The sequence below is a fragment of the Pseudoduganella sp. GW821-FHT12E03 genome, assembly GCF_058807115.1.
This window is the reverse complement of the sequence record NZ_JBXAQJ010000011.1, coordinates 16,354-39,775: the sequence shown is the minus strand read 5'-3', so window position 1 is coordinate 39,775 and position 23,422 is coordinate 16,354. Positions and strand designations below refer to the sequence as shown.

Here is a 23,422-nt window from a genome sequence, read left to right as displayed (position 1 = left end):
CGGCGCCGGGGTGCCGCCACTCCGTTGCACTTCATGCCTGGTCAGCGAAGCCGCGAACAGTGGCAGCGCCCCTTACCTGGTGGGTGACAAGTCGGTCAAGATATTGCCCTTGGTCGCAGCCTACGCCATCAACGACCAGGGCCTGGTGGCGGCCCCTGGCTGACACGTCGCCGAAGTATCCGATATCAACGACAGCGGCAGCATCGTGGGACAAGCCTGCAATCTTGCCGGCTGCTATGCCGCATTGTTAACCCCGGTGCCGGAACCGGCCGTGTATGCAATGTTGCTGGCTGGCCTGGGGTGGCTAGGGTGGCGCCGGGGCAGGAGCGCTCAGAGCCTGTTCCGGTAGGGAGCGCTGCAGGATAGCGGTCCCTTCAGAACGGCCCATGTGTCCCTATCGTTCCAGAACGCCTCACCGCGCCGCGCGCCGGTCAGCGATGCGGCCCAGATTACAGCTTGTGCCAGCGACGTTCGAGCTGCTGCCAATGTTCGAAGCTCGTGAACTTCTCCTTCAGGAATTTCTCGACTTGTTCGGTATGCTGCACTTCCCGCTTTTGCATTTCCAGGCCCTTGTTGGCGATATCGGCGCGGATTTTGGCGACCTTACTCCGGCGATTGGCCTGATCAACGGCGAGCGTGGACTGATTCATCTCAAGCACCCAGTTACGCTCGCGCAAGATCACTTCCGCCTGTTTTCGCTGGAGCGATGCGACAAAGTGCTGCATGTCGGCCACCGTCCGCTTGTTGCGAGCCTTCGCCGAAGCAGCGGCAGCGAAGACTGCCCGCCTAAATGCACTGCGGCGCCGGCGCCAATTTGTGCGCCTCATCGGCGGTGTTATGGGATTCAGGCAAATTCAGTCCTGGCCCGCGCCACCAGGTCACGCATGGCCATGCTGCCGCTGGCTCCGTTATTTCTGCTGTCCTGCCAGGACTGCACCGCGATGGCACGAGGTCCGGCCTCACCAGCCCAAAATCCGAACACAGGTCCACCGGATTGCCCTGGGAACACATCGGCCTGATGCAGGATGGCTTGCGCCGCGGCGTCCGTGCCGTCGACGCGAAAGCCGCCTTGCCACGTCGGACGCTGGCCACTGTTGAGATCGCCCGGGTAGCCCATGTGCGACCAGGCATCAAGGTCGTCCCAGGCCTCGTCGTAGCCGCGCGCCCCCATCCAACCGGTCGTCTCGCCCAAGCGCCGGTCGAGTACCACCACCGCATAGTCGTAATCACCCTCACTGTCGGAGATGATCAAATCACCATCCTCCTGGACATACCAGTAGACGTGCACGCCATAGGCTTCTCCAAACGGCGCGTTGCCGTCGAAGTACGAAGGTGTGAATCTCACCCAGTCGGCCGCAAACCCTTCCGGTGCAGTCCAATCGATGACATGGCTGACCGTGAGCAAGTGACGTGGTCCGATCATCACCCCGGAACCGGACCCACGGTTCGTCTGGACCAGGCCCACGGTCGACCACGGGTAGCTCGTGTCCAGAAAGGCGCGGCGATTGTCAGTGCCAAAGAGGGTGGTGGCAATTCGCGGTTCAGTTAGCACCTGGCGGATGCGCTTGACGCTCTTCAGCCAATCGCGTGGCGTCGCATTGAATCCGAGATGGTCGGGAATATGCCCCGTCAGCAGCCCCGCCAATTGTTCCTCGCTGACCTTGCGTTCTCCGATCCTGCTCGCCTGCCCTCTCATCGCCGCCGGTAGCGCCCGGCCATCTGCGCGGACACCGTCGATGTCGACAATGACCTCCCAATACGGCTGGCCGCCGCCGCGCTCGACACGCTGAAGCCGGGTCGTAATTGACGGTTCGCGATCCGCCGCAACATGGAAGCGCCGCTCGATTGCGATCGGCATTTGTTTGACGGGGCCACGTGATTTGAACTGTTGATCCAGCTCGCTCACCGGAACTGGCTTTTGTATGCACTCTTTCATTTCGAACTCCTTTCACCTGATGTGGTCAGGGTTGATCGAATACGCTGCCGTGTGCCGTTGCGGCGTCAGGCGCGTTGGGGTTAAGTCGCGTTATCCGACACGACAGTGGCGCCGGTTATGGGCTGTGCGCAGTTGGGTCCAAAGGTACAGGGCACCGACTGTCCCCAATCCAAAGAGTCGGCTTGAACCTGGAAGTGCAAGTGAGGACCGGAAGTCCGTCCCGTATTATCGGAAATCGCGATAACCTGGCCCTGTGCCACCAGGTCTCCCACGTTGACCAATACGCCGTTGGTCTGGATGTGGAAATACCAACTCGTAAAACCACCTGCGTGGCGAATTCGAATTGCATTTCCCCAGTTTTGAGGGCTGCCGTCTGGAAACGGTAGGTTGCCGGGTCCATTGGGCTCATTGGGATTGTAGGCTGCGGTCAAGTTTTCCTGCAGCCACTCGACCGCGCCCTCGCGGGCAGCACGAATCTCCGTTCCCGATGGCAATGAGAAGTCAAACGCCCACACCTGGCTGCCGTTGTGCGAGCCTGATGGGTTATTGTTCCCTTGAGCCACGGTATAAGATACGCCGCCTTTCCACGGATACTGGTAAGCGCCGATCGGGCCCTCCTCAATATCGAGAGAAACAATCCTGAGACCTTGCTTGAAGTAGGCGCCATCCTCGGTCTTGAAGTCGACTTCGCCGCGCTTCCAGCTACACCACTGCGGCCCCGAGCCCGATCGCCATACTGCGGCATACTTGCCGTTTTCGCACACCAGTGCTGTCAGGCGGAGATCCTGGTCAAAGTAAGTCCGGTCCTGAGCCGCGAAATCAGCGCCTGACATTCCCCAGCGAATCCATTGCGCGCCCTGTCCCACATGCCATATAGCGGCCAACTTGCCATTGTCGATCGCCAGGCTAGTGACACGTAAGCCTTGGGAAAAATATTTTGCGTCCCGCGCCTTGAAGTCATCTCCGGACATTCCCCAATGCACCCACTGAGTACCGGCTCCGGGGCGCCATACCGCCGCGAATTTGCCGTTCTCAATCGAAATAGCGCTTACATACAACCCCTGCGCAAAGTAGGTGTTGTCCAGGGATTTGAAGTCATTCTCTGACATGGCCCAATGTACCCACTGCGCACCGCCACCCGGACGCCAGACAGCCGCCAGCTTGCCGTGCTTGGTCACTAGCGAAGTGAGACGTAAGCCCTGGTCAAAATAAGCTTTGTCCTTGGCCCTGAAATCGTCATCCGACATGCCCCAGTGCACCCACTGAGCGCCGTTTCCTGGACGCCAAACAGTTGCAAATGCATTACTCATCATCTCCTCCTCTGTCGGTTGATGCCGGTTGCTGTCGCTTGCAGAGCGTCAGCAATTCGTTACGCTGCCTCGTTGTCACGTTGGTGTTGGGGCTACCAACCCCGACCGATTTGCGTTCCCGAATTGGGATGCCAGCCGGTGGAACCCGACGGGTTCGATTCACCGTTGCCGAAATACTTGTACCAGTACAAGTCGCCATTAGGCTCCACGGCATAAAGCGCGATGCCGAAGCCGCCATGAGCATCAGGACCGCCGACGATCCGGCTGAAGCGGTTCCAGCCCTGGCCGATGATGTTGCGTGAGTTCGGATGCCAGCCCGTATTGCCGGACGGGTCGGGTGTCCCGTCGCCCTGGTAGCAGTACCATCGCAGGTCGCCGTTCTGTTCAACGCCGAACAAGACAGCGGATGCGGCGGTGAGGATCTGGAAACCTTGCCAGCCATTGCCGATCACATTGCCCGAATTGCGCTCCCAGCCGGTATTCCCCGACCTGTCGGCAGTACCGTCGCCGAGGTATCGGTACCACCGAAGATCGCCGTCAGGTTCGACGGCGTACAACGTGCTCGCAGGATTGTTCGACGTTCGTCCCGCTTTCGGCGTACACACCAGGTTCACAAAGCCCGCCCAACCGTTTCCGATGATGTTGCGTGAGTTGGCGTCCCAGCCTCGCGAGCCGGCGCGATCTTCGACGCCGTCGCCTGCGCTGTACTGGTACCAGCGCAGGTCGCCGTTGGGCTCGACGCCGAACAGCACGCCGTCGCCGCCACCGCACAGAAATTTGAAACTGTTCCAGCCGTTGCCGATGACATTGCGCGAATTGGGCGCCCAACCAACCGCGCCATCCGGACTGAACTGCCCGGAGCCGTCATAGCGGTACCAGCGCAAATCACCGTTCTTTTCGACGCCGTAAAGTTCACCCACTCGCGGCAGACCGCTGTCTACGGGCACCGTTCCGGCGCCACCACATGTCAAATGCATGAAATTCATGGAAACCTCCGTAGAAGATTGAATATGCAATTGTGGGTTTGACGAGCCTTAATCGCTCCAACCCACGCTTTCTCAACACCGCCCCTACAATCCGCAATGTGTCAGCGCAAGACCTGACCCCGCGTCCCCTGCCGCTCGAGTTCCGTGGTTTCTGCCAACGGTACGTCCATGACGGCGAAAAGTTCTTCGGCCATCGCGATTGTCTGGCGTGCCGTTCGGTTGATGCAGCAAGTCATTTTTTCGCACAGGACAGTGCCAACGACCTGATCGCTATTGGGGATGAAATAGCCCTTGATCCAGTTCAGCGAACCAAGCCCCTCGCCGGTCAGCGTCACCGATGCCGGCGTGTTTTGCGAAGGCGGCGCTACCACACCGGACACGTTGAGGGCGACGCCGGCCGCAAATTCCAGCGTCCCGGCCACCCAGTGAAGAACACGGCACAGCCAGTTCGGGCTGGCCGGCCACCAAGCCATTTTCGATCACGATGGCATCGTGACGGAAGCTCCGGTACGACCATTTTCCATTCAACGCATGCATGATTGCCTCCAGTTGTAATACCCTGATTGGGTTCATGCCAGATTAAGACTGAAGGCGTTACAGATCCGGTACGGATTGCGCGCTCAATTGCCGATACAACGAGAGGGTTTCCGTCGCTGGACTCACACCCAGCCCGCTGAGCAGCGCCAGGCGGCAGCGCTGATACACCAGCAAGGCTTCTGAACGCTGTCCAAGGCGGACGTAGGCCGCCATCAGCCGCCGGTACAAATTTTCGGCCAGCGCTTCGGCTTCGAGCGCGCGGGCATAGCATTCGACCGCCCCGAACCAGTCGCCTTGCTGCTCGATCAAATCACCCAGCGCTTCGCTCATGCCGATGAAGCGGGCACGCAAGCGATGGCGGTACGCCAAAGCCCACGCCGCCGATTCGCCCGGAAGAAAGGGGCCCCGGTAGGTTTCCAGCGTGCGCTTCAGGCTGGCCGCGTCGTCCCCCCATGGCAGTTGCGAGGCACGCTCGAACAGCATGCAATCGACCCACGCATGGCGCGGATCCAGGGATAAGTGGCGGTCTTCCAGGCGCACCACCTGCTCATGCCGCAACAGCTTGCGCAAGCGGTGGAGTGTGGTGCGCAAGATCTGGTCGGCCGCGTCGCCGGCCGTATCCGGCCACAACGCGTCCGTCACACTGTCCTGGTTCACGGCCTGTCCACCAAAGGCGATCAGGCATTTGAGCAATGCGAGAGGTTTGTGCTGGGCCTTGCCAGTGGAAGGCAATGGCTCACCGTCGCGCAGCAATTCAAAACGGCCCAGCGTACACAGGCGAAGCGGCCACGGCCATGCGTCCACCACCGTGTCGGCTTGCTCCGGCGTGATGCCGCGCCGGCGTATCATGTCCTGCACATGGGCAACAGCGATTCCGGCCGCCAGGGCCCGCCCGTACAGCGCGCCAGCGGCGCGGGAGCCGGCCAGTTGATAGGTTGCGCCCCCCATCGCCGCGCTCACTGCGAGCGCGGCGGCAAGAGAGCTCAGTCCCGACGCCTCATGCCCCTGCCGAAAGGCGGCCCGTGCTTCCGCTTCAAGGCACAGGTATTCGATGACGCGGCTGCCCATGGCCTGACCTATCGTACGCGCCGCGCCAATCTGCGCGCCAGCTGCGGCCTCCTCGCCATTGCCGGGCAGCATATGCGCCAGGTCGAGATGGCAATGTGCCACCAGGAAAGGCACGCCGGATTCTTCGGCCATCGCCATCGCATGGCGGGCATGGTCGAGCGCCAGTTGCCATTCGCCGCGCTGCGCCGCCGCATTGCTGCACAGGTGCAGGTAAAAGGCGCCGTCAATATGGCTGTGGCTGCGCATGGTGGCGCCCATCCGGTCCAGCCATTCGGCAGCTTGGCCGACGTCGCCCGCGACCAGGCTGCAGCGCGCCATTTGGGCCGACAACAAAAAGTCGAAGGTGTGCAGTCCACTGTGTTCGGCCAGGGTCAGCGCGGCGCTGACGCAGCGGCGGCAGTCGGCGCACGCCCCCCTGACCGAGTGATATAACGCAACCGCGCAAGACCAAAGGATCCGCACCAGCGGCGACAAGCCATCGACCACCCATGGTGTGATCCGTTCAATGATGCCGCACGCCTTGGCGCCCTCGCCCCGCCACAGGAACCAGATGATCAGGTAGCCGCCAAGCAAGACGGACAATTCGCGCTCGGCTGGATCCAGTAACGCTGCCGCGCGCTCGGCCCACGCCGGCAACATGGGATGCTGGGGCTGCCGATGCAGCAACGTTCCCATCGCCCAGTAGGTGAGCAGTTCGACCGTGCGCGACGGAAACGCCGGGTGGCGCGCGCGCAAACACTCGAATTCGGTGATCCAGCGATCGGCCGGCCGAAAGTCGCGCCATTCAAAGAAAAAGGTTTCCATCACGCCAGCCCAAGTGGAATACAGGCCGGCGGCGTCGTCCATGCCCCGGAATCCCTCGTAGGCTTGCTCAAACACACGGCGCGCGGCAACCGGGTCAAATGGCAGGCATGCCACGGCGCGCCAATAACATAGCCAGGGTGCAGCCTGCAGGCAGTGCTGCGGCAGGCCATCGAGCCAGCGCTGCAGTGTACGGTGGCGCCCTTGCCGGACCAGCGCGGGTGCCTCGCGCAGGGCAAGCGCAGACAAGCCTTGGCTATCCTGCGCCATGAGATACAGGCTGGCGGCGGCATCGGCCCGCCCGGCTTGCGCCAGCAAACTGGCCGATAACTGCTGGAGGGCGCGCCAATCGGCGGCCGGCATCGCCGCAGCGGCCCGTTTCAGCAGAAACGTGCGAAACAGCGCATGGCATTCAAATTCGGGCGGGTCTTGCCCGCACTGCACGACAAAACAATTCTGGCGATGCAATCCCTCCAGTATCGTTGCAGCGTCCGCAATGCCGGAAAGGCTGGCGGCATCAGCCGCGGTCATCGTCGGCAGCAGCGCGGTACGCAGCAGCATGTGCCGTACCGGCTCGTCGAATTGGCCGAGCAACTCGGTGGCGAAATAGTCGAACAGTATTTGCTGATTCCTGTCAGCCCGTTCCGGTAACTCCCGCGCATTGTTGCCGCCTTCCGCCAGCAGCAGCGCAAAGCCGGCGCACCAGCCCCGGGTTTCGTCCAGCAGCCGCGCGATATGCCCCCTGTCCAGCACGACAGCAGGATCGTCCACGCACTGGCGCGCCATGTTCAGGGCCTCATCCGCCGTCAGATCCAGCTCCCGCCCGCCCAGGTGCATGAGGTCGCCATGCATTTGCAAACGGGCGCAGGCTGGCGGCGGCGCGCCACGGCTGATAACGAATAAATGCACTCCATCCGGCAAGGCGGTTGCCAGGTGCGGCAACATTTCATGCAGTGCCGCCTGGGCGGGTGCTTGGTCGTAGTTATCGAAGACAATGGCCATGGGCCGGCCGGCGCAAGCGGCGAGCGCGTCGGCGTAGCGGCGGGTAACGCCGGCCAGATCGGCCATGTGGCCTGGCACCAGGACTGGCAGCGCCGGACAGTCGCCCGTTGCGGCCTTGCGGATAGCCAGGCTGAAGTAATGAAAGAAAGTGGCCGGATCGACATCGCCGGCGTCGATTTGCAGCCACAGGGCGCTGATGCCGCGTTCAGCTAAATAGCTGCTGATCAGCGTGGTCTTGCCGGCGCCGGGCGCCCCCGCGACCCACACAACGGGCGCATCAAGTAAGCCATCGAGCCGCTGGAACAAGCGCGGCCGCAAAACCGGCCGGCTGATGCGTGGAAGGGAGATTTTCGCCAAGCCGGACGGCATGTCCATGGTCGCCATTGCTCCCTCCTTTCCCACCTAACAATTAAACATAGGTGATAGGCGCAGGAAAATCTTCACACTTTGTCACATGTGCTGTTTTGGCAACATTAATTTGGCAGAGAATTGACCATCCTCTACGCAAATCAGCAACACACTCGTCGCTGCTCTCAGTTCAGCCACCAAGCGACCTGGGATGCGGCCCGCCTGTACAAATTCCGCTGTGTCGTAGCCCTTGGGTATACCAGTGGCGGATTGCGTGAAATGGTGATCAATCAGCTTCGCATCAAAATGGCCATGATGCGCGCTGTCGAAACCGCAAAGCTCGCGCAAAAGCAGGTCACCTCCACGCCGCCATCTGTGGAATAAGACTTGCGAGAGGTCATCTGGCGCTTGCCAAAAATGGACCTGATTCATTCCTAGTGGGATAGCACAAAGGCCGGATGGGAATCCGCATCGTGGGTTGGAATCCCACCGCCGCCGTCCGGCCCCGGTGCTAAACGAAGCCGACAACGCGTGCTGTGCGCGCCCTCGGCGCGCAGCGTTGCGCCGCAGGCGCAACAGTCAGTTGATTCGAATAGCCTCGCCCCCTTCAGGGGGCTCCGTCTTCGAATCCCGCCGACTCCGTCCGCCACAAAGCAAAAAACCTCCCGCAGGGGAGGTTTTTTACTTTGTTCTGGCGGAGGCGGTGGGATTCGTACTGGAGCGGTTTGTCATAGGGAGATTGGGCACTCCGGCGCTGCGTTTTTGGTTCGAGGCCCCTAAAAAGGCCCCTATCCGGCGGCACCGCAAATCAATTGCTCTATTGCAAGCAATTCGCTAAAGCTCAGTGAAACTACGATCTGGACACCGGTACTTCCGGATGCGCCAGTGAAAATTCGGTGTAGGCATCCATCACCTTTGTGGCCGCTTCACCGATGATGATGACGCTCATACCGCGGTAATGCCTCAGCGAGCACATTGGCTGGTCGCATGGCGATTCGTTTACCTTTTGTGATCAGAAATGGAGCCGAGACAGAAAATAGTCCACCATTTTCAACTCCCTTTCCGAGCACATGGCGTTGAGCATTGTTATAGCAATTTTAGCGTAAGTGACGGCATACCTGGCACATTCTGAACCTCGCACTTTTTTCCTCGCAGCGCTGTCCCGCACCGGGTCTGGTGCGTATTAACGTTTATGGCGGCCAGCGTTGGGCGCCCGGTTCCGATCCAACCGAGCCGTTGGATCACGTCATTTACGTCTAACTACCAGAGAAATTGCGAACATGACCTTGATTACAACCCTGCGGAAAGCCAGCCTCGCACTGGCCTGCGCGCTTGGCGCCATCGCATGCTTGCCATATAGCAACGCCACGGTCACCACGGATGAGCGTCTCTTGCAACCGTTTACTGTCAAAGATGCAATTGAACGGACAACCATCGATGGCATGGGAGAAGGCAAGCTCACGCACTCCCCGGATGGCCGCCGCTTTGCTTTCGTCACATCCAAAGGCGATCTCGCGGCGGGAATGGTGCGCTCGACGGTATGGATCATCAGCCAGGACAAGGCGGCAAAGTTTGCGGCCACCCCCGTTGCCGAACGCGCCAGCAGTTCCAATGACGCGCCGGTGTCGTCGCTGCGCTGGGTGGATCGAGGCCATGCGCTGGCCTTTCTGTCGCCCGATGCGCGTGGTGCAGTGCAAGTGTTTCGCCACGACCTTCGCACCGGCCGTACCCGGCAAATTACGCAGGTGGATGCCGATGTCAACACGTTTGATTTGAAGGGCGATGTCTGCGTATTTTTTGCGACAGCCAAAGGCAATCCAGCCTACCCATCGCCTGGCGGCTACCTGAAGGACGAATCGCTGTCCAGGCTCATCTTTCCTGAGCAAGACAATCTGGGAAAAATGAGCGCGGCCTATCTGCAACGCGGCCAACGGACGGCACAACGCATTACCGAGCCGGCTGTGAACCTGCTGCGCACCCATGTGCAATTCTCGATCGCACCAGCCGGCGACCAGGCCATCGCGCTGCTGCCCGCCGCCACCACCGATGCGGCGTTTGAAGCCGCCTGGAATGCGGCCCCGGGCGCCGCCAGGCTGATCGACAACCTGCCCAACATGGCGTTGCAGGTCTACCGGATCGACGTGACCAAGCAACGGGTAACGCCCCTGCTGTCGGCGCCCACCGCCACTGCCACCGGCAACTATGCCACCAGCCGGATGCTCTGGTCCCCCGATGGGAGCAAAGTCATCGTGACCAACACCCTGCTTGGACCCAACGATTTACCACCTGGCGCAAGCTTCGCGGCAGCGCCACAGACAGTGGAACTGGAACCGGCACGGCAGGCAGCCGCGAAGATTTTGCCGGCCTACGAGGACGCCCAGCCTGGCGAACGGATCGCGGAACTGGCGTGGAATCACGCCGACGGAGTGGTGGCGTTCAGCGCGGCCGGGGCCGGCGGAGGTGAAGGGCTCGCCAGCATGGCGAGCCAGGGACAGCGCTGGAAGTCGATGTACGTACGCACCGGCGGCCACTGGCGCCGTACCGCGCGCACCGAAGTCCCCTTGCAACCCCGACTCGCCATCGGCAATGTCGAATTCTTCGTCGACGAAGATGCCAACGCGCCACCGCGCATCGTGGGGCTGGAGCGTGGCGCCACTGCACGGCAATTCGAATTCGATCCTCATCCACGGATCCGGCAACTCCGCTTGCTGCCTGCCCGCGCAGTCGGCTGGACCGACCGGGATGGGCATCAATGGTCCGGCGGGCTGATTGTTCCGCAGGCCGAAGGACTGGAGCAACGCCGCTGGCCCGTCGTCATCGCACTGAAATTTTTTGACCCATCCCGCTTTTCCCCTGACGGTCCCTATACGACTGCATTTGCCAGCCAGGCGCTTGCCGCGAAAGGCATTGCGGTGCTGGAACTGAATGCGTTTGACGGCCCGACCATGGGTACAGCGCAGGAAGGCCCGACGCAAATGCGCGGCATCGAATCGGCCATCGACTTCCTTGCCGCGCAATATCACATCGACCCGGAACGGGTGGGCCTGATTGGTTTCAGCCGCACCTGCTATCACGTAAGCTACGCGCTCACGCATTCGCGCCGCCGGTTCGCGGCTGCCACTATTGCCGATGGCCTAAGCGGCGGCTATCTGCAATATCACGCGTACTCGCTCAATCATTCGCCCGGCAACGGGATCAAACCGCTATACGATGGGCTCAACAGCGGGCCGCCGTGGGGAGAAAACCTGCAACACTGGCTCACCCACAGCCCGGATATGAATGCCGGCAAGATTTCCGCCCCTGTCAGGATCGAGATGCTGGGTAAATCATCCGTGCTCCAGGAATGGGAACTGTATTCGTCGCTGAAGCTGCAAGGCAAGCCGGTCGACGTGCTGTATTTGCCCGACGCAACGCATGTATTGGTCAAGCCGCAAGAGCGCTATCTGTCCCAGCAAGGCAACGTCAACTGGTTCAGCTTCTGGCTGCTGGGCGCCACCGCCGGCGACCAGCAAAGCGGGCAAGACTTCCAACGCTGGAAAACCTTGAAACGCGGCTCGTGAAGCGGTTGTCAGCGTCGGTGCTACAATTTTCACAAGCGTCGGGATAGGCCATGCAACACGAGTCTCACTACGAGCAGGAACAGGAGCGCTTGAACCGCCGCTGGCGGCCTGCGCTCATGTCGTTCTTCCGCCGCCGAGTCGGCGACCACAGCGAGGCGGAAGACCTCACACAAGAAGTCTTCGTGCGGATGCTGAGGACTGAAACGGATGGCGCGCCTGACCATTATATTTTTCAGATTGCACAGAATTTACTGATAGACCGTGCGCGGCGGGCCCAGATTCGGCAACAATACCGCGAATCGGCCGGCTTCAGCGACGCCGGCGACATCGACCCGCTGGATCCGCAGCGCATTGCGCTGGGCCGCGAAGAACTTGCCCGCTTCGCCGCCGCCCTGGCGGAGTTGCCCGAACGGACGCGCACCATGTTCACCCTTTACCGGATTGATCAGATGAGCCAGGACGTGATTGGTGAAGCGTTTGGCATTTCCGCGAGCGCAGTGAAGAAACAGATCGCGCATGCGATGGCGCTGATCATGGCACGAATGCGAGAGGAGCAATGAATCCCGACGACCCAAAAACCATGCTCGAGCGCGACACCGAAGCCGCCATGTGGAGCATGCTGCTCGCCGAGCGCCAGCTCGATGCGGACACCCAGCGCGAATTCGATACATGGTGCGCGGATCCGGCCAATATGAAGGCGCTTGAAGACGCATTTCGCGTGTGGCACGCGGCGGACCAGGCCGCGGAGATGGCGGAAGTCATCCGCGTGCGCACGGCGTCGCTCGACAGCTTCCGGCGCGCCAACAGCAGGCGCTGGATGCCGCCCGCCCGGCGGGCATGGGCGTGGTTCGGCGGCGTCGCGGCCATGGTGGTGGCCACCGTGACCGGCCACCTGGCGTTGCAAGACGCCGCGCTGGTATTTGAAACCGACACTGGTGAACGGCGCGTGGCGCTGCTCGAAGACGGATCCCGCCTTTCGCTGGATGCCAGGACCGAAGTCAATGTCCAGTTCCGCAATGACCGCCGGGAGTTAATCCTGGTGCGCGGCCGCGCCAAGTTCGACGTCGCCCACAACCCGTTGCGCCCGTTTTCCGTGCGCGTCGGCGACAAGGTGGTGGTCGCCACCGGCACGTCGTTCAGCGTCGAATTGCTGCAATCCCAAGCCCACGTGCTGCTCTATGAAGGCCGCGTCGCGGTCCTCGAAGCCGGCAAGGAAAATCCGGTATTGCAACGGCCGCGCGAGGGTGCGCTCAAATCCAGTGCGGACGCCTCGCTAATGCCAGGGCGCGAACTCGTGGTCGCGGTGAATAAACCCGCGGCGGCGGCGACCGTCACACCAGTCGACGCCGAGCGCAGCCTGTCGTGGGAGCATGGCCAGTTAAGCTTCGACGATGAACCGCTGTCGACCGCGGTGGAGCGGGTCAATCGCTATTCGAAGCGCAAGGTGGTGTTTTCCGACCCGGCCATCGCACGCATGCGTGTCAACGGCATGTTCAATGTCGGGGATGTGGATGCGTTTGCCGAAGCGGTGACGGCCTTCAATGCCGTGCGCGTCGTTAAATCCGCAAAAGAAATTCAACTGGTGCGCTAATTTTTCCGATGTTGCTGTCCCTTCGCGCGGCTGGCGCGTCTTAACGTGTACTGGCACAACACACCAGATAACAACGAGGAGATGCGATGAAGAACGTGAAGTGGAACTGCAAGAAAAAAGTACTGCCGGCCAGCACTGCGATGGCGGTCCTGGCGATGTTCGCCCAAGCCGTACCTGCCTATGCACAGGCGCAAACCTATGCGCTCGATATACCGGCCCAGGATCTGGGCCCCGCGCTGCTGGCGCTGGCGCGCGCCACCCAGCAGCAAATCACTTTCGATAGCAATGCCGTCAAAGACAAGCGCGCGCCGGCGCTCAAAGGACGATACGGCTTGGCCGAGGCGCTGGCGGCGCTGCTTGCGGGTTCCGGCCTGCATGTGGAAAGCGGCCAGTCGGGCCTGCTGATTGTCCGCCCTGATGTGGCCATGGCGGCAGACAGCGCCACGCTGCCAGATGCCACGGGCGAATCTGTCGAGCGCGTCATTGTGACCGGGTCGCGCATCGCACGCTCATCGAAATCGATACCGGGTTCGGTCACGCTGTTCGACAAGGAGAGCATCGAACGCAGCGGCGAAAGCTCGGTGCGCGACGTGGTCGCACAAAGCAGCCAGGCCGGGATGACACCGTCGACCGCCAGCGCCTTTCTTGGCGCCGCGCCGATCCAGCTCCGAGGCCTGAGCACGGGCACCACGCTGGTCCTGGTCGATGGCCGAAGGGTCACGCCTTCCGGCGCTACCGGCGTTTCCTTTGACCCCGGCAGCATCCCCCTGTCGGCCGTCGAACGGATCGAGGTGCTGGCCGACGGCGCCTCGGCGATCTATGGCGCGGATGCGGTCGGCGGCATCGTCAACGTCATCCTTAAACGCTCCGGCAACGGCTTGACGCTCGATGCGCGCTATGGCGCGGCGCAAGGCGGCGTGGGCCAGGAGCGTAGGCTGTCCGCCAGCTACGGGTTTGCCTCCGGCGGCCTGCGCGGTTCGCTGACAGCCGACTATTTCAAGACTGGCAGCATTACCTTCGGCGACCGGGAACGGACGCGCGACCTGGACTACCGCCGCTTCGGCTTCACGGACCGCCGCGTCCCCTATACCAGCCAGGGCACGGTGTATTCGCGCGATGGCCTCAACCTGCCCGGACTGGCATCGAGCCGGGCCATCATTCCCGCCACGGCCAGCGGCACGCCATCGATCGCGGATTTCGCCGCCACCGCCGGACAGGAGAGCCGCGGCAGCGAATACTATCAGCAAAGCTATTTGCAATCGCCGGTCGAGCGTATCGGCGCCTCGGCCGACCTGACCTATGATCTGGGCGGCGGTGTCGCCACCTTTGCCAACGTCCTGGTCTCCCGCCAGAACGGCGAATATCTGTCGACACTGCCCTTTGTCAGCACCACGCTGATTGTCCCGAAAAGCAATCCGTACAATCCCTTCGGCGTGGATGTCGGCGTCAACAAACTGCTGACCGGCGTCAGCCCCGATATCAATCAGCCAGCCGACACCTTTACCCGCGTGCTGGGCGGCGCGCGCGGAAAACTGGGTAATGGCTTGCGCTGGGAACTCGCGGCGAACTATTCGCGCGACGATAACCGCGTCCACGAAGAACATTACTACGACACCGCCAGGATACAGGCGGCGCTGAACAATCCAGACCGGGCCGCGACGCTGAACCTGTTCACGGCCGGCCCGGCAGGCAGCGCAGCGCTGCTGCAATCATTGCTGCCCTCGGTCGACAGGCGATACTTGGCCAGCGCCGTCAGCGCGGACGGCCAACTGAGTGGCTCGGTGCTGGATTTGCCGGGTGGTCCGCTGTCATTCGCGGCTGGCGCGGAAATGCGCCGGGAAAAACTTGAAATCACGTCGCCGTTCGATAACACGCGCGGCGCCAGGAATGTCGCCAGCGCCTATGTTGAACTGCGCGCGCCGGTCTTGCAAACGCTGACGCTGTCGGGCGCCGGACGCTATGACCACTACAGCGACTTTGGCAGCACCTTTAATCCGAAGATCGGCTATGAATGGGCGCCCGTTGAGGGGCTGCTGCTGTCCGGCACGTGGGGATCGTCGTTCCGCGCCCCGCCGCTCTCGTATGTGAACAGCGTGCCGTTTACCGTCCCGGTCACGGCAACCGATCCGGCGCGCGGCGGCGAAGTGGTCAGCGTACCGGCAACCAGGGGTGGCGGCGCCGGCCTCAAGGCGGAAACCGCCCACGGCTATACGCTGGGCGTCCGCTTCACGCCCATCGACGCGGATACCCGCCATGCCGACGTCGGCCTCTCGGCCTGGTGGGTGTCCCAGAAGGACCGGGTCGTCTCGCCGAGCTACCAGGCCCTGGTCGACTACGCCGCGCTGTTTCCCAACCGTATAGTCCGGGCGCCGCAGAACGCAGCAGATATCGCGTTGGGCCGTCCAGGCGCCTTGCAGTCAATCGATGCGGGTTACCTCAATTTCGGCAAATCCAGGACCAACGGCCTTGACGCGCAGTGGAACTACCGCGACCGCTCTGGCCCCGTCCGCTGGTCGCTCAGTGGCAGCGTCACGCGGGTCCTGAATTACGAGGCGGAGCTAACCCCGGGGGTCATCGAAAACCGCCTGGCGGCCTTCTCTTTCGACGGTTTCGCCCCCAAGTGGCGCGGCTCGCTGGCCGGCTCGGCCGGCTACGGCGCCTTCGAACTGTCGCCGACGATACGTTACGTTGGCAGCTATGAAGACCGCCGCGGCACGCCGTACACGCTTGCCGCCAGCATGTTCGTCGATCTGCAACTGGCGTACCAGGACAAGACTGCCACGGGTTTCCTGAAGGGCCTGCGCGCAGCAGTCGGGGTATCCAACCTGCTGGCCAAACAGCCGCCGTTCTTTAACGCTTCGTTCGGTTACGACCCGTACAACTACAACAACCGGGGCCGCTTCATTTACCTGACGCTGCAAAAGAACTTCTAATCCCCGTTTCGCTTGCTTCCTCCCTTTGGCCCGCCCTGGCGGGCCGTTTTTTCCTGCGCGTCCACCGGCTGCCTGCCAAGGGGGCGATTAATGATACTTCCTGCGCGCTTCGGCACAGCGCCAATCAGCGGCCGGTGCCACCACTCCCAATGGCAGCCGAACACCGCTGCACCGCTTCACGCACCAGTTGGCCGATTTCATGCCATTGCCCGCGCGGGATCGTGCTACTGATGAATGCAACGCTGAGAGCCGCAACTGCGCGCCCGTTGCGGTCGCATATCGGTGCACCGATAGAGGTCACCCCGGGCTCGTGCTCTTCATCGGCGACAGCAATCCCATTCTTGCGCACGCGCGCCAGTTCGTCGGCAAAGGCCACGGCGTCGGTAATGGTATTCGGGGTACGGGCTGGAAATGGCGGATCGCCAACAATCATCGATACCTCTTCCTCGGACAGCGTCGACAGCAGCGCCTTGCCCATCGCAGTCGAATGCGGTGAAACAACCGCGCCCGGCTCAGCACGAATCACCACGGCGCCACGGCTCTGGAACGTTTGCAGGTAAACAATCTGCCCACCCTGTAGTCCACCCAGGTAGCCGTTCAGATGGCGCACTTCGGCTAGTCGGCGAAGCTCGGCTGCAGCGCTGACAAACAGCGCATCGCTGTTCATATGTTTCGATCCCAGCGCCAACGCGCGATGCCCCAGGCGGTAGCGGCGCGTATCGGTGACTTGTTCCAGGAATCCCGCTTCGCTCAGGCTGTTTACGAGGCGCTGCGCAATGGACGCACTGACCTCGAGGCTGCGCGCCAGTTCCCGGATGCCCACAGGCCCTGGCGCAGCGTCCACTATTTCCAGCAGTTGCAAGCCACGGGCTAACGATTGATTGGTGCTCAAGATGATGTACCTTTAAGTGGAACGTTGTGCCGGTATTTATACACGAACATCCGACTGCCACGCAAGTCCCGCCTACCCGCCAAAGTGGAGCCAAATGAAAACTGTGCTACGGCCCCGTAAAAGTCAGCTGGCGCAACTTGACTTCCACGGCAAACGCGTGCAATTATGTACCGCATATAGGAATGATGTTCCACTTAAAGGAACAAGCAATAATTAACTTTCTGCTTTTGGAGGTACCTGCATGACAAGATCGGTCCATCGCCTGCCCATACCACCAGGGTAATCCTGGTCCACATAATCAAGAAAATTGGAGACGTCTTATGAAAGATCTCAATCTGCTCCGGGGGCTGTTCATTGTTGCGGTTTCCCTGGTTTTCGGGCTGGCATCCCTGCGCTATCCGCTGGGGACGTTCAGCCAGGCGGGACCAGGTCTGTTCCCGCTGATGAATAGTTGCCTGCTATTCCTGGTCGGCGGCTTCATGGTCGGCCGCGCGCTGCTGGTGCAACCCGTTCCGATCCACCTGAACTTGAAAAACATTGCCGTCATCATCGGCAGTCTGTGCGGTTTTGCGCTAATCACGGAACAAGTAAATATGATCGCCGGCATCGTCTACATGGTGTTCTTTGCCGCCATGGCAGGCACGGCAAAGTATTCGGTGGCACGCAACATCAAAATCTCGGCGGGCCTGGTCATCGTAGCCCTCGCCTTTCAAAAACTGCTTGGCTTCAATTTGCCCCTCTACTAAATGGACATCCTGCATAACCTCGCGCTCGGTTTTGGAGTCGCACTGACTTGGGACAATCTGATGTACTGTGCGATCGGCTGCATCGTCGGCACACTGGTCGGACTGCTGCCGGGACTCGGTCCGCTGGCCACCATCAGCATCCTGCTGCCCCTTACCTATTCGATCCCCACCAGCGGCGCGCTCATCATGCTTGCCGGCATTTACTATGGGGCCCAATATGGCGACAGTGTCAGCGCCATCACGATGAAGATTCCCCATGCCAGCAGTATCGTCGCGTGTATTGACGGCTACCAGATGACGCTGAACGGAAAATGCGGGCTGGCGCTGTTCACGGCGGGATTTTCCAGCTTCGTGGGCGGCACCGTCGCTATCGTTGTGCTGACCTTCTTTGCGCCCGTGCTGGGCGAGGTAGCTTTCCTGTTCGGGCCTGCCGACTATTGCGCGCTGATGCTGGTTGGCTGCGTCTGCGTCAGTTTCGTGACGTCCGGTAGCCTGCTGAATGGTTTGGCCATGTGCCTGATCGGCATCCTGCTGGGACAGGTCGGCACGGACGTCAATAGCGGTATGCACCGTTTTACCATGGACTTGCCGTTCCTGGCCGAAGGCATAGGCCTCGTCAGTATTGCGCTGGGCTGTTTTGGCATTGCCGAAATTACCAAGAACCTCGACAACAAAGACGAGCGAACGCCGTTCAGCGGCAAGATCAAGCTCATGCCAACCTGGCTGGAATTCAAGCGCATTATTCCCAGTGCATTGCGCGGTAGCGTGATCGGTTCCGTGCTGGGCATCATGCCGGGTGGCGGCCCAGTCATTGCACAGTTTGCTGCCTATGGTGCCGATAAAAAATTCAGCAAGTATAAAAATGAAATTGGTTCCGGCGCCATTGAAGGCGTCGCAGGCCAGGCTGCGGCCGACGAAGCCGCTGCGCGCACCAGTTTCATCCCATTGATGAGCATTGGCATTCCGGAAAACGCTGTGATGGCGCTGATGATGGCAGCTTTCATCATCAAAGGCATCCAGCCGGGCCCGAACATGATTGCCGGACACCCGGATTTATTCTGGGGCCTGGTGGCCAGTATGTGGGTCGGGAACATTTTCCTGATCACGCTGAACGTCCCGCTGGTGCGCTACTGGCTGTCCGTGTTCAAGATTCCCTACGCGGTCCTGTTCCCGTCGATTCTGTTCTTTTGCTGTATCGGCACCTACAGCGTCAACAACAATGTGGATGACATCTTCATTACCGCCGCTTTCGGGCTGATCGGCTACGTATTCGTGCGCCTGAACCTCGACGCCGCACCATTGTTGCTGGGCTTTATCCTGGGGCCTATGCTGGAAGAAAATGCCCGCCGCGCCCTGCTCATCAGCCATGGCGATTTCACGTCCTTCCTGACGCGGCCCATCAGCGGCACGCTGCTCAGCCTGATCGCCCTCTTTGCCGTGTGGCAGGCGGTTTCATTCTTCGTGCAATACCGCCGGACCAACGCCGCCAGCGAACCACTACTTGAATAGTTCGCCCCGGGCAAAGCGCCGCAACTCAGTGAGCGCGCTGCACGTTGATGCCTTGGCGCCGATCGAGCGCCAGGGTTGTATCTCCCCTACAACACCACATGTGGCCTGCGCTGCCAAGCGCCGCCGCAAGCTGTTCCCAATTTTATCGAGGATATGTCATGGAAATACGTAACCCTTTTGAGGTCAGCAAGACCATCGATAGCGACACGCAGGAAACCCAGGAGTGGCTGGATGCGCTCGATAGCGTCATCCAGGCGGCAGGGCCGGAACGCGCCCGCTTCCTGCTCTCGCAGTTGAGCGTTGCCGCGCAGCAAAGCGGCATGCAATGGCGTGACGGCAATTGCACCCCCTATGTCAATTCGATTCGTCCCGAGCATGAAGCGCCCTTCCCGGGTGGCGCCGATGCCTTGTCGGCCGAGCAGTACCTGGCGAACATCATCCGCTGGAATGCCATGGTCATGGTAGTGCGCGCCAACCGCGCTTATGGTGAACTGGGTGGCCATATCGCCAGCTATGCATCGGCCGCCGACTTGTTCGAGGTCGGATTCAACCATTTCTTCCGCGCCCGCACGGACTCCTTTGGCGGCGATCTGGTGTACTTCCAGGCACACTCCGCACCCGGCATTTATGCCCGCGCCTACATGGAAGGCACTCTGACGGAAAAGGAACTGTCCTTTTATCGCCAGGAACTGGAAGCAAAAAAACACGGCGCCCATGGTCTGTCGTCGTACCCTCACCCCTGGCTGATGCCTGACTTCTGGCAGTTCCCGACCGGCTCCATGGGTATTGGGCCCATCAGCGCCATTTACCATGCGCGCTTCATGCGCTATATGGAAGACCGTACGCTGCTGCCGCAACAAGACCGCAAGGTGTGGGGCGTGTTCGGCGATGGCGAAATGGACGAGCCAGAATCGCTTGCCGCACTGAGCCTGGCCTCGCGCGAACGGCTGGATAACCTTGTCTTCGTCGTCAACTGCAACTTGCAGCGGCTCGACGGCCCAGTTCGCGGCAATGGCCATATCGTCGATGAACTGGAAACCATCTTCACCGGCGCCGGCTGGCATGTCATCAAGCTGCTGTGGGGTTCGGACTGGGACCCCTTGTTTGCACGCGACGCCACCGGCGAACTGGTGCAGGCGCTGAACCAGACCGTCGATGGTCAACTGCAAACCTTTGCCGCCAATGACGGCGCCTATAACCGGGAACACTTCTTTGGCCAGTCGCCTGCACTGAAGGCGCTCGCCGCATCGCTCAGCGACGACGACATTGACCGCCTGCGCCGCGGTGGCCACGATATGAAGAAGATTCATGCCGCCTACCACGCTGCCGCGAACCATCGGGGCCAACCGACGGTAATCCTGGCGCAAACCAAAAAAGGGTATGGCATGGGCGCCGCAGGCCAAGGCAAGATGACCACGCACCAGCAGAAAAAGCTCGATACGGAAACGCTCAAGGAATTCCGCGACCGATTCCGCCTGCCCATTTCTGATGCCGACTGCGAAGCGCTGGCCTTCTTCAAGCCAGACCAAAGCAGTCCGGAAATGCGCCACTTCCTGCAACGGCGCGCTGCACTGGGCGGCTTCATACCACGACGCAACAGCAACCCGGATGCGGCGCTCACATTACCAGACGCGGATAGCTATGCGGCATTCGCGTTCCAGGCAGGTGGCAAGGAAATGTCGACCACCATGGCCTTGGTCCGCATGCTGGGGTCCCTCTTGAAGCACGACAAACTGGGCAAGCATATCGTCCCCATCGTCGCTGACGAGGCACGTACCTTCGGCATGGCCAACCTGTTCCGCCAAGTTGGCATCTATTCGTCGCGGGGGCAGCTGTATCAACCGGAAGACATTGGCTCGATCCTCTATTACCGCGAAGCGAAAGACGGGCAAATCCTGGAGGAAGGCATTTCCGAGGCTGGCGCGATTTCATCGTGGGCGGCCGCCGCCACCAGCTATTCGGTCCATGGCCTGCCGATGCTGCCGTTTTACATCTACTACTCGATGTTTGGCTTCCAGCGTATCGGTGACTTGATCTGGGCCGCCGCAGACCAGCGCGCGCGGGGTTTCCTGATCGGCGCCACGTCCGGCCGCACAACGCTGGCCGGCGAAGGATTGCAGCACCAGGATGGCTCCAGCCACGTGATGGCGGCCATGGTGCCCAATTGCGTATCGTACGACCCGGCATATGCCTATGAAGTCGCGGTCATCCTGCAGGACGGTATGGAGCGCATGACGCGACAAAATGAGGACGTGTTTTACTACGTCACCGTCGGCAATGAAAACGAAGCCCAGCCTGACATGCCGGCCGGGGTGGAAGACGGCATCCGGCGCGGCATGTATTGCCTTCAACCGCAAGCCGGGGCAGCCGTACGTCTGCTGGCGTCCGGTCCGATCCTCAAGGAAGCCCTCGGCGCGGCTGAGCTGCTGCTTAAACAATTCAATGTCGTGGCGGAGGTATGGAGCGTCACCAGCTATACGCAACTGGCGCGCGATGGCATGGCGGCCGAACGCGCACGCGCGTTTGGTCAAGAGTCCAGCCTCCCCTACGTCACACAACAACTGGGACACAGTCACGCACCGGTAATTGCAGCCAGCGATTACGTACGCGCCTATGCTGACAGCATCAGCGCCTATATCCCTGCCAAATTCCATGCGTTGGGAACCGATGGTTTCGGCCGCAGCGATACGCGCGCCAACCTGCGGGATTTTTTCGAAGTCGACGCGAAATGGATCGCGTTCTCCGCACTGCGCGCAATCCGGGGCGAAAACAACCCGTCCCAGGTTGGCGACGATGCGCGCTCGCTGGGACTTAATTTGTCGAAGCCATTTTCCATGACTGAGTAAGCGTACCAACAAATGACGAATACCATTTCAGTACAGGTCCCGGACATCGGTGATTACCAGGACGTGGAAGTCATCGAGTTGCTGGTCAAGCCTGGCGACACCATCCGCGTGGACCAGCCGCTAATCACGGTCGAATCCGACAAGGCCAGCATGGAGATTCCGTCGAGCCTGGCTGGCAGAGTCACGGAATTACTGGTCAAGCTGGGTGATAAGGTTTCCAAAGGCTCGCCATTGCTGGCGTTAGAGACCGCTAATGCTACGCCATTGGCCGCACCATCGGCTACCGCACCGGGTACGTCTGCACCGCCTGCCACACCGATGCGGCCTGCGCCGCCGGCACCGTCACCGCTGCAAGTTGCCCCGCATTTGCCCTCTGCCAACGCGCTGATTTCGCCGCTGGCTGGCGCAGCGGGCCATTCCCGCCAGAGCCACGCCTCCCCGTCCGTGCGCAAGTATGCGAGGGAACTGGGCGTCGAACTGGAACGTTTGCCGGGCACCGGCGCGAAGGGCAGGATCCTGCACAGCGACGTGCAAGCTTTTGTCAAGGGCGTAATGTCTGAAACACGGGCAGTGCAAGCGGGAGCAACGGCGCGCAAGGACGGCCAGGGCCTTAACTTGTTGCCATGGCCATCGCTGGACTTCAGCAAGTTCGGCGAAACCGAACTGCAAGCCCTGCCGCGCATCAAGAAGATTTCCGGCCCGAACTTGCACCGCAACTGGGTACAGATTCCACACGTGACGGTCTTCGAGAAAGCCGACGTGACGGACCTGGAACAGTTCCGTGTCGACTCCAACGCCGCCAATGCGAAGAACAAGGACGCCGCCAAGCTGACCATGCTGGCCTTCGTCATCAAGGCTTCCGTGGCCGCGCTGAAGAAGTTCCCTGTGGTGAACTCGTCGCTGGATGAAAAAGGTGAAAACCTGATCATCAAGAAGTACTTCAACGTTGGCTTCGCCGCCGATACGCCGAATGGCCTGGTGGTGCCGGTGGTGAAGAACGCCGACCAGAAATCCGTGCCGCAGATCGCCCGCGAAATGGGTGAGCTGTCGCTGCAAGCGCGCGAAGGCAAGCTGAAACCTGCCGACATGCAGGGCGCCACGTTCACGATTTCGTCGCTGGGCGGCATTGGCGGTACGGCCTTCACGCCGATCGTCAACGCGCCGGAAGTCGCGATCCTGGGCCTGTCGAAATCGGCCATCGAGCCGGTGTGGGATGGCAAGCAATTCCAGCCGCGCCTGATGCTGCCGCTGTCGCTGTCGTTCGATCACCGCGTGATCGACGGCGCCCTGGGGGCACGCTTCAACGCCTATCTGGCCGAAGTGCTGGCCGACCTGCGCAAGATCTTGCTGTAAGGAG

General features: G+C 61.1%; 18 protein-coding genes. 11 read left to right on the top strand and 7 right to left on the bottom strand.

What is annotated here, in order from left to right; all coding sequences use genetic code 11:
• Nucleotides 1-10 precede the first annotated feature (10 nt).
• Complete coding sequence (locus tag AC1RRC_RS25365; protein WP_493058341.1) at nucleotides 11-163, top strand: hypothetical protein; 153 nt, start codon at nucleotides 11-13, stop codon at nucleotides 161-163.
• A 42-nt stretch (nucleotides 164-205) separates the two neighbouring features.
• The gene (locus AC1RRC_RS25360; RefSeq protein WP_493058340.1) at nucleotides 206-349 is read left to right on the top strand and encodes a PEP-CTERM sorting domain-containing protein; all 144 of its coding nucleotides are present in this window, start codon (nucleotides 206-208) and stop codon (nucleotides 347-349) included.
• Nucleotides 350-449: 100 nt separating this feature from the next.
• Here AC1RRC_RS25360 and AC1RRC_RS25355 read toward each other — a convergent pair whose 3' ends face one another.
• The 6 genes from AC1RRC_RS25355 to AC1RRC_RS25330 all read right to left on the bottom strand — a co-directional run bounded on the left by AC1RRC_RS25355 (nucleotide 450) and on the right by AC1RRC_RS25330 (nucleotide 8,024).
• A complete protein-coding gene (locus AC1RRC_RS25355) occupies nucleotides 450-725 on the bottom strand; it encodes a Tc toxin subunit A-related protein (RefSeq protein WP_493058338.1) in 276 nt (91 codons plus the stop codon).
• A gap of 119 nt (nucleotides 726-844) precedes the next feature.
• A complete protein-coding gene (locus AC1RRC_RS25350) occupies nucleotides 845-1,936 on the bottom strand; it encodes a trypsin-like serine peptidase (RefSeq protein ID WP_493058336.1) in 1,092 nt (363 codons plus the stop codon).
• Nucleotides 1,937-2,016: 80 nt separating this feature from the next.
• Complete coding sequence (locus tag AC1RRC_RS25345) at nucleotides 2,017-3,249, bottom strand: M23 family metallopeptidase (protein ID WP_493058335.1); 1,233 nt, start codon at nucleotides 3,247-3,249, stop codon at nucleotides 2,017-2,019.
• Between the two features lie 89 nt (nucleotides 3,250-3,338).
• On the bottom strand, nucleotides 3,339-4,232 hold the full coding sequence (locus tag AC1RRC_RS25340) for a tachylectin-related carbohydrate-binding protein (protein WP_493058333.1): 894 nt from the start codon (nucleotides 4,230-4,232) through the stop codon (nucleotides 3,339-3,341).
• Nucleotides 4,233-4,333: 101 nt separating this feature from the next.
• Nucleotides 4,334-4,705 (bottom strand): hypothetical protein, encoded by a 372-nt coding sequence (locus tag AC1RRC_RS25335; protein ID WP_493058332.1) that lies wholly within the window; start codon nucleotides 4,703-4,705, stop codon nucleotides 4,334-4,336.
• A gap of 121 nt (nucleotides 4,706-4,826) precedes the next feature.
• The gene (locus AC1RRC_RS25330; protein ID WP_493058331.1) at nucleotides 4,827-8,024 is read right to left on the bottom strand and encodes an ATP-binding protein; all 3,198 of its coding nucleotides are present in this window, start codon (nucleotides 8,022-8,024) and stop codon (nucleotides 4,827-4,829) included.
• Nucleotides 8,025-8,129: 105 nt separating this feature from the next.
• Between AC1RRC_RS25330 and AC1RRC_RS25325 the strand changes: the two genes are divergently transcribed.
• The 5 genes from AC1RRC_RS25325 to AC1RRC_RS25305 all read left to right on the top strand — a co-directional run bounded on the left by AC1RRC_RS25325 (nucleotide 8,130) and on the right by AC1RRC_RS25305 (nucleotide 16,072).
• Nucleotides 8,130-8,372 (top strand): hypothetical protein, encoded by a 243-nt coding sequence (locus AC1RRC_RS25325; protein ID WP_493058329.1) that lies wholly within the window; start codon nucleotides 8,130-8,132, stop codon nucleotides 8,370-8,372.
• A gap of 821 nt (nucleotides 8,373-9,193) precedes the next feature.
• A complete protein-coding gene (locus AC1RRC_RS25320) occupies nucleotides 9,194-11,548 on the top strand; it encodes a S9 family peptidase (RefSeq protein ID WP_493058328.1) in 2,355 nt (784 codons plus the stop codon).
• A 50-nt stretch (nucleotides 11,549-11,598) separates the two neighbouring features.
• Nucleotides 11,599-12,108, top strand: a complete 510-nt coding sequence (locus AC1RRC_RS25315; RefSeq protein ID WP_493058327.1) for an RNA polymerase sigma factor — start codon at nucleotides 11,599-11,601, stop codon at nucleotides 12,106-12,108.
• Nucleotides 12,105-13,139 (top strand): FecR family protein, encoded by a 1,035-nt coding sequence (locus AC1RRC_RS25310; protein ID WP_493058325.1) that lies wholly within the window; start codon nucleotides 12,105-12,107, stop codon nucleotides 13,137-13,139. The genes AC1RRC_RS25315 and AC1RRC_RS25310 overlap by 4 nt, the downstream gene beginning before the upstream one ends.
• An 86-nt stretch (nucleotides 13,140-13,225) precedes the next feature.
• Nucleotides 13,226-16,072, top strand: coding sequence for a TonB-dependent receptor plug domain-containing protein (locus tag AC1RRC_RS25305; RefSeq protein ID WP_493058324.1), 2,847 nt, complete (start codon nucleotides 13,226-13,228; stop codon nucleotides 16,070-16,072).
• Between the two features lie 124 nt (nucleotides 16,073-16,196).
• On the opposite strand, the gene AC1RRC_RS25300 is transcribed toward AC1RRC_RS25305, so the two are convergent.
• The gene (locus tag AC1RRC_RS25300; RefSeq protein ID WP_493058323.1) at nucleotides 16,197-16,964 is read right to left on the bottom strand and encodes an IclR family transcriptional regulator; all 768 of its coding nucleotides are present in this window, start codon (nucleotides 16,962-16,964) and stop codon (nucleotides 16,197-16,199) included.
• Nucleotides 16,965-17,284: 320 nt separating this feature from the next.
• On the opposite strand from AC1RRC_RS25300, the gene AC1RRC_RS25295 reads away from it, so the two are divergent.
• The 4 genes from AC1RRC_RS25295 to aceF all read left to right on the top strand — a co-directional run bounded on the left by AC1RRC_RS25295 (nucleotide 17,285) and on the right by aceF (nucleotide 23,418).
• Entirely contained in the window at nucleotides 17,285-17,710 is a 426-nt protein-coding gene (locus tag AC1RRC_RS25295) for a tripartite tricarboxylate transporter TctB family protein (RefSeq protein ID WP_493058322.1), read from the top strand.
• Nucleotides 17,711-19,219: a tripartite tricarboxylate transporter permease gene (locus AC1RRC_RS25290; RefSeq protein WP_493058321.1), complete on the top strand. Its 1,509-nt coding sequence runs from the start codon at nucleotides 17,711-17,713 to the stop codon at nucleotides 19,217-19,219.
• Nucleotides 19,220-19,377: 158 nt separating this feature from the next.
• Nucleotides 19,378-22,065 carry an alpha-ketoglutarate dehydrogenase gene (gene mdeB, locus AC1RRC_RS25285; RefSeq protein ID WP_493058320.1) on the top strand — a complete coding sequence of 896 codons (2,688 nt, stop codon included), beginning with the start codon at nucleotides 19,378-19,380 and terminating at the stop codon, nucleotides 22,063-22,065.
• A gap of 12 nt (nucleotides 22,066-22,077) precedes the next feature.
• A complete protein-coding gene (aceF, locus tag AC1RRC_RS25280) occupies nucleotides 22,078-23,418 on the top strand; it encodes a dihydrolipoyllysine-residue acetyltransferase (RefSeq protein WP_493058319.1) in 1,341 nt (446 codons plus the stop codon).
• Nucleotides 23,419-23,422: the final 4 nt, after the last annotated feature.